Below are 6,373 nucleotides of genomic sequence, written 5' to 3' on the forward strand. Positions count from 1 at the left end.
ACGAGGAAACGCCCCAAACGACCCGCACAACCGCCTTAGCGACAAGTTGCGTGTTTCGGGCGACACATGTCACAAGCCGGCCGCCATCACGGCTTGCACCCGGAGGGCGCGCGGGTGCGCCGGCCAGGGGTTCGGATCGGGTGTGTCCCACTGGGGGCGGGACGCGTCGGCCGCGAGCGCCGGTCGAGGGACATCGCGGCATCAGGCCGCACCCAAATGCCCTCACCAGCAGTTATGCCCCGGGGGAAACCCCAGCGCGAGGCCGCGTCGCGGCACCTGGATCGCCAGGCGCGTCCCTCCGGCGCTCGCCGCAGATCGATAGGACCGAAAGATGCGGGCCCCGGACGACAGGTTCGAGCGGCAGGAGCACCCGGACGCCGCGGCACCCGGACCTGGGTCCGTCGTCCAGACGGTCGACCGACCCACCGCGCCCGCCGCCCCCGCCGCCCCGACCACGAGCCGCGGTCGCCGGCTGCTGTCCTGGATCGCCACCGCCGCACTGAGTCGGGCGGTCAGCGCACTCGTACCGCTCTTCCTCCTGCCCGTGACCCTGTCGTATCTCGGCACCGATCTGTACGGGCTCTGGGCCGCGGTCCTCGCGGTCACCGGGATGGTCGCCTTCGCGGACCTGGGCGTCGGCCTCGGCCTGATGACCAGGCTCGCGCCCTGTCGGGTGGACGGCGACACGGACACAGCGCGGCGCTACGTCTCCAGCGCCTACGCGGCGGTCTGCGGCGTCGCGCTCCCGCTGTGCGCCCTGCTCTGGCTGGTCAGCGGCTTCATTCCATGGTCGTCGCTCTTCAACGCCACCGGCGCGGCGGCCAGGGACGCGCGCCTCGTCGCCATGATCTGCCTGACCGCGTTCCTGCTGAACATTCCGCTGTCGCTGGTCGCCCGGGTCCAGTACGCGTACCAGCAGGTGGCGGCCAGCAACGTCTGGCAGGCGACCGCGAGCGCGCTGTCGCTACCGCTCGCGCTCGGCGCCGTGTTCCTGGAGCTTCCTCCGATAGCCGTCATCGCCAGCATCGCCGTCGGCCCACTGCTGGTCAACATCGCCAACACCGCGTGGACGTTCGGGCGGCGCCTGCCGCAGCTGGCGCCCCGCCCGAGATTCATCGACGGGCGCGGGATCCGTGACCTGTTCGGTCTCGGCGGCCTGTTCTTCCTGGTGACGCTGGTGATGGTCCTGGCGGACAATGCCGACCCGCTGATCATCGCGCACGTCCTGGGCCTTGCCAGTGTCACCGCGTACGCGGTGCCGGCGAAGCTGTTCACCCAGCTCGGCGCGCTGGTGACGCTGGTGAACCAGCCGCTGTGGCCGATGCACGGCGAAGCCCTCGCACGCGGGGACATCGGCTGGGTGCGCAGAACGGTCCGGCGCATGACGATCGTCTCCACGCTCATCGCACTGCTGCCGTCGACCCTGCTGGTCATCTTCGGCGAGGAACTCTTCGCCGCATGGCTCCCGATCCCGGTCGGAAACCGCGCACTACTGCTGGGCTTCGCCTGTTGGTGGATCGTGCTGGCCGCGATCTCCCCACGATTCATGGTGCAGAACGCCGCCGGAGTCATACGCCCACAACTGTGGGGCTATCTGCTGTACCTACCGTTGTCCGTCATCGGCAAGTTATACGGTGTGCACTGGTTCGGCGTATCCGCGGCGCCATATATCGCGGTCGTCATATACACCATCACGGTTGTCCCGGCCGCCATTTACGGCTATCGCCGGGCACTGACTCTGCGATCCACCTGAGAGAGGCGATGCACTGATGCTGTTGGACGAGGAATTTCCGCGGGTACTGGTGGTCAGCCACACGCCCTTCAGTCGTGTCAGCGGGACCGCCATGACCCTGTCGAACCTCTTCTCCGGCTGGCCGAAAGACCGCCTCGGGCAGGTCTACACCGGCAACATCACGCCATCGACGGAAGTGTGCGAGAACTACTTCCACTTCCCGCCGCGGGACCACTACCTTCCCATCCAGTACTACTCTATGCGGATGCTCGGGTGGAACGGTCACACGCCACTGCAACAGAGTCGGCCGATCGCCGCCGTCCACGCGGCGGCCGAAAAACGACCCGGCATGGCCAAGGCGTACGCGCAGTTGCGCGCGACGGCCGACCTGAGTCCCATCCGTGTTCCACCGAAGCTGACCGAGTGGATGCGCGATTTCCGACCGGACCTCGTCTACTCCATGCTGGGCAGCGTGCGGCTGACGAGGATCACCGCTCTCGCGGCGCGCACGTGCGGCGTCCCGGTCGTGCCGCATTTCACCGACGACTGGCCGGCGACCCTGTACGACAAGGGCGAACTCTTCGGCCGCGCGGACCGGGCGGTCCAGGAGGCGGTCGCCCGGCTCCTGCGCCTCGCCCCCCTCGGCATGGTCATCAGTCAGCCGATGGCGGAGGAGTACGGCCGGCGCTACCGCATTCCGTTCAGCCCCTTCGTGAACTGCGTCGACGAGACCTTCTTCGCCGCCCCGAACGACGCGGCGGAGCAGCGGCCCGTGACTGAGCTGGTCTACGTCGGCGCCCTGCACCTCAACCGGTGGCAGTCGCTCCGCGACATCGGCGCCGCCCTGGACAGCGTGGCCGAGGCCGGTCTGCCCGTACGGCTCACCATCCACTCCCCGGAGAGGGATCTCGCCCAGTACGGAAAGCACTTCGCCCACCTGGAGCGGGTGCGGCTGGGGCCGTCGCTGGCCAGTGACGAGGTGCCCGCCGCGCTGCATTCCGCGACCGTTCTCGTGCACATCGAGTCCTTCGATGAGGAGATCCGGCGCTACACCCGCTACTCGGTGTCGACGAAGATCCCCCAGTATCTGGCGTCGGGCCGTCCCATCTTCGGCTACGGGCCCGCCGAGGTGGCCTCGATGAACCACATCCGGGAGGCCAGCGCCGGCGTGATCGTCGGGGCGAGCGACACCGCCGCGCTGGTCCGCGGCCTGACCGATCTGTGCCGGGACGCGGGCCTGCGGGAGAGGCTCGCCCGCAACGGGATCGAGTTCGCACGGCAGGAACACGCGAAGGACAGCGTGGCCGCACGGTTCGCCGCCACGCTGCGCTCGGCGGCGAGAGCCGGTTCCGCCGTCTCCGAGGCCACCCGCGGGCAACTGACCTAGAAACAAGCTGAGGTGCTGCGATGATACGCCGTTCACGTTGGGTCGCCTGCGCAGGTCCGTTCCTCTTCCCCTGGGGCGAGGCGGGCTCGCGCCGGGTCTACGGCCTGGTGGCGTCGTTGGCCGCCGCCGGTTACGACGTGGTGGTCGCCGGCGGTGGTCCCGAGCCGCTCACCACCACTGCGCTACCCGGCATCGACGGACCGGGCTCGGTTTCCCACATCGGCCTGTCGGAGAAGCCGCCGCCGGACGCCGGGCCGCTCGCCAGCTCGATACAGACTCTGCTGCGGTGGGGTCAGCGGACGGTCCGGTGGTTGGACGCACAGCCGACCAGGCCGTCGCACGTCCTGGTGCACGGCGGCCAGGCCCAGTACATGTTCCACCTTCAGCGATGGTGTCGCCGCAACAGGGTGCCGCTGATCGTCGATGTCGTCGACTGGTTCAACGGCCGGCACGTGCGCGGGGGCTACCTCGGTCCGCTGCACGCCAGCATGAAGCTGGCCCTTCATCACTACTACCCCCGCTGCGACGGCATCATCGCGATCAGCTCCTACCTGGAGAACCACTACCGTCGCACCGACAAGCCGATCCTGCGGGTGCCGCCCACCCTCGACGTCAAGAACCTGACCGTGGACGCCAGGCAGACGGTGGACGACTCGTCCCCCCTCCGGCTCGTCTACGCCGGCAACCCGCACGGGAACAGGAAGGATCTGCTGGGCACCGTCATCGAGGCGGTCGGCCACATCCAGCGCGAGGGCGCGAGTGTCGAGCTGCGCGTCTACGGCCCGACATTGGACGACGTACGCCACCTGTTCGACGGCCGACCGCTGCCGGACGGGGTGCGGTGCCTGGGGCGCCTACCGCAGGCCCAGGTGGCCGGTGCCCTGCAGGAGGCGGACTTCAGCGTCCTCGTCCGCCGGCCGGAGCGGGCGGCGGACGCGGGCTTCTCGACGAAGTTCTGCGAGAGCCTGGCCAGTGGCACACCGGTGATCGCCAACCTCACCAGCGACATGGGGCGATACCTGCGCCCCAACCTTGAGGGCCTGGTCTGCCGTGACCACAGCCTGGCCGAGGTCACCGAGGCGTTCCGTACGGCCGCGCGGTTGAGCGGAGCCCAGCGCAGCCTCATGCGCCAGGCCGCGCGAAGCCAGGCGCTCGAATCGTTCGACTACCGGGCCTACGCGGAGCCTCTCGGGAGTTTCTTCCGCAACTGGGACTGAAGGCGGCCGGGCTCGCCCGTCACCCGGCGGCCCCGCGCGTTTCGGGCTCCGTCGGCCCTCCGGCAGGATCGCCGGTACGCCGAGGAGCCCGAAACGCCGTGCTCACCGCCAGGTGTGCCGCTGGCGATCCCGGTTCGCCCGCACCTGCCGGTGTCCGCCGAGGAGCGACTGCATCGCGTAGAGCGCCAGTAGCGTTGTCATCCCGACGATGGATTCCGGCGCCATCCCGAGTTGGTTGTTCGCCGGCACGTACACGACGAGGATGCAGAGCTGGGCAAAGATCAGTGTCGGGACCACGCGTCGGGAGGACACCGCCGCCCGCCAGGAGCCGGCGAAGAGCCATCCGACCAGCCCCATGAACAACGCCGCACCGGGGAACGTGAGGTCAGAGGCGAGCCAGGGGTAGATGGTGGCCCAGTACATGCGCGCCGGCCACCCCCTCTCCTGCTCGGTCCGGTCGGGGTAGGACGGGTGATCCGACAGGTCCGCCCCCATGGTCTGCTCGGCGAAGATCGCCGCGGACGGCGCGCTGCCGAGACCACGGGACCACTCGAACGGCACCTGCAGGTTGTAGGAGAGCCCGAGGTAGCCATGGGTCGGGTAGCCGATCACGTCGGCGATACCCTCGGCCATCGGCCCACCGACGACACGTTCCACAGCGGGGTTCACCTGCACCAGGGCGCCCGTGGTGCCGAACTCGGTCGCCCGCGCCGCGTGACTGTGGATCATGTAGGCGACCAGGAGCGCGAACGCCGCGGCGACCAGCACCAGCACTCTCCGACGTCGAGAGCGCACCCGCCGCCGGTGCCGCACCGAAGCCCGAGCGATCAGCATCCCGGCCGCCAGCATGATGACGACGTCGCCGAGCCCTTTCGTGGTGCCGATGAAGAGGTAGAACGCCATGTGCAGCGTCGTCCCGACCAGGCCCGCGAGCCGCAGCCAGCCGGGGAGGTTTCGCCAGTGGACCACCAGCAGCGGCACCAGGGCCACGCTGAGGACGCCCAACGGGAACAGCGCGTTCATCCAGGGGCTCGTGTCGCCCACGCCCTGCTGATAGACGTCGAACTTGTTCAGATATCCGGTCGCGGGAGCCCGAATGCTCGCCCAGACGCTCTGCGGGCCGGTGGCGCCGAACTCGGCCAACCGCGTCAGGCTCAGGACGGCGTAGTAGATCGAAGCGGCGAGGACCAGTTGGCGCACTCGCCGGATGCGGTCGGTCGAGTGCGTCGCGGGAGCCACCGAGAGCTGCCGACGCGACATCTGCGCCACGTATCCACCGACGAAGAGCGCTGTCGCCCCGAGCACGAACACGCAGAGCTGACCCGGGTTCTCCACATCACTGGACAACCCGGTGAGCCAGAACGCGCCGAACGTGCCGAGCAACCAGGCCACGGCCAGCCACATCGGAAGCCACGCGACTCTTCGCGCCTTCGGTGCCTCACGATTCGCCGCCGCTGGCCGGTCGGGGTCGTGATCGGACGGCCATGACTCGGGGAGCTGCCACTGGCTGGCACCCCCGACCGGCGACCGATGCCGACCGCCGACGGCTCCGTCGAGGGTGGTCACCACAGCCCACTCCCGACCGGTCGCCCCGCCGAACCGACCGCGGCGGACCGCCGCGAGCCAGGACGGACGGGATTCTGCGCTTCCACTCGCCAAACCTCCACACTGTCAGGTGCCCCACCACGTTGCGCAAACCGCACCGGACGGGTGCGTGATTCGGCCGCCACCGCGTCACGCACCGGGCACCGTGCACACGCTTGGGCCATGCCCACCGGATCTCACCGGCACAGAGAATCATCGACGAAGGCCACACCGCCGGTGATTCCGAAATCAGGGCGTCGTCTTCCACCCCAGAAATCGGATCTTCCGTCCCGGTCGCCGTGCGAGCCGGTCCGGACGGTGACCCGTCGAACCAGTACTCACTGAACGAGTCAACGAACGTGAAGTCACGGCGGTGATGGCCGTCGGAACACGGGTCGGAAAAGGTGGCGGTGCTCTCCGGTTGGGTCACGGCCGCCAGCTTCCTTTCAGGAG

General features: G+C 69.1%; 4 protein-coding genes. 3 read left to right on the forward strand and 1 reads right to left on the reverse strand.

Annotated features, from left to right (window positions below):
- Positions 1 to 331: 331 nt before the first annotated feature.
- From ACTWLT_RS31420 to ACTWLT_RS31430, 3 genes are all read left to right on the forward strand, one after another.
- On the forward strand, positions 332 to 1,753 hold the full coding sequence (locus tag ACTWLT_RS31420; RefSeq protein ID WP_445321477.1) for a lipopolysaccharide biosynthesis protein: 1,422 nt from the start codon (positions 332 to 334) through the stop codon (positions 1,751 to 1,753).
- A 91-nt stretch (positions 1,754 to 1,844) separates the two neighbouring features.
- Positions 1,845 to 3,119, forward strand: coding sequence for a glycosyltransferase family protein (locus ACTWLT_RS31425; protein WP_445321478.1), 1,275 nt, complete (start codon positions 1,845 to 1,847; stop codon positions 3,117 to 3,119).
- A gap of 20 nt (positions 3,120 to 3,139) precedes the next feature.
- Positions 3,140 to 4,336, forward strand: a complete 1,197-nt coding sequence (locus ACTWLT_RS31430) for a glycosyltransferase (protein WP_445321479.1) — start codon at positions 3,140 to 3,142, stop codon at positions 4,334 to 4,336.
- A 102-nt stretch (positions 4,337 to 4,438) separates the two neighbouring features.
- On the opposite strand, the gene ACTWLT_RS31435 is transcribed toward ACTWLT_RS31430, so the two are convergent.
- Positions 4,439 to 5,740, reverse strand: a complete 1,302-nt coding sequence (locus ACTWLT_RS31435; RefSeq protein ID WP_445321480.1) for a hypothetical protein — start codon at positions 5,738 to 5,740, stop codon at positions 4,439 to 4,441.
- Between the last annotated feature and the right edge of the window lie 633 nt (positions 5,741 to 6,373).

The sequence above is a fragment of the Micromonospora yongxingensis genome, assembly GCF_052601155.1.

Bases quoted from the DNA above. Each gene is read 5' to 3' on its own strand.
- ACTWLT_RS31420 (WP_445321477.1), top strand. From the start codon at position 332: ATGCGGGCCCCGGACGACAGGTTCGAGCGGCAGGAGCACCCGGACGCC.
- ACTWLT_RS31425 (WP_445321478.1), top strand. From the start codon at position 1,845: ATGACCCTGTCGAACCTCTTCTCCGGCTGGCCGAAAGACCGCCTCGGG.
- ACTWLT_RS31430 (WP_445321479.1), top strand. From the start codon at position 3,140: ATGATACGCCGTTCACGTTGGGTCGCCTGCGCAGGTCCGTTCCTCTTC.
- ACTWLT_RS31435 (WP_445321480.1), bottom strand. From the start codon at position 5,740: ATGTGGCTGGCCGTGGCCTGGTTGCTCGGCACGTTCGGCGCGTTCTGG.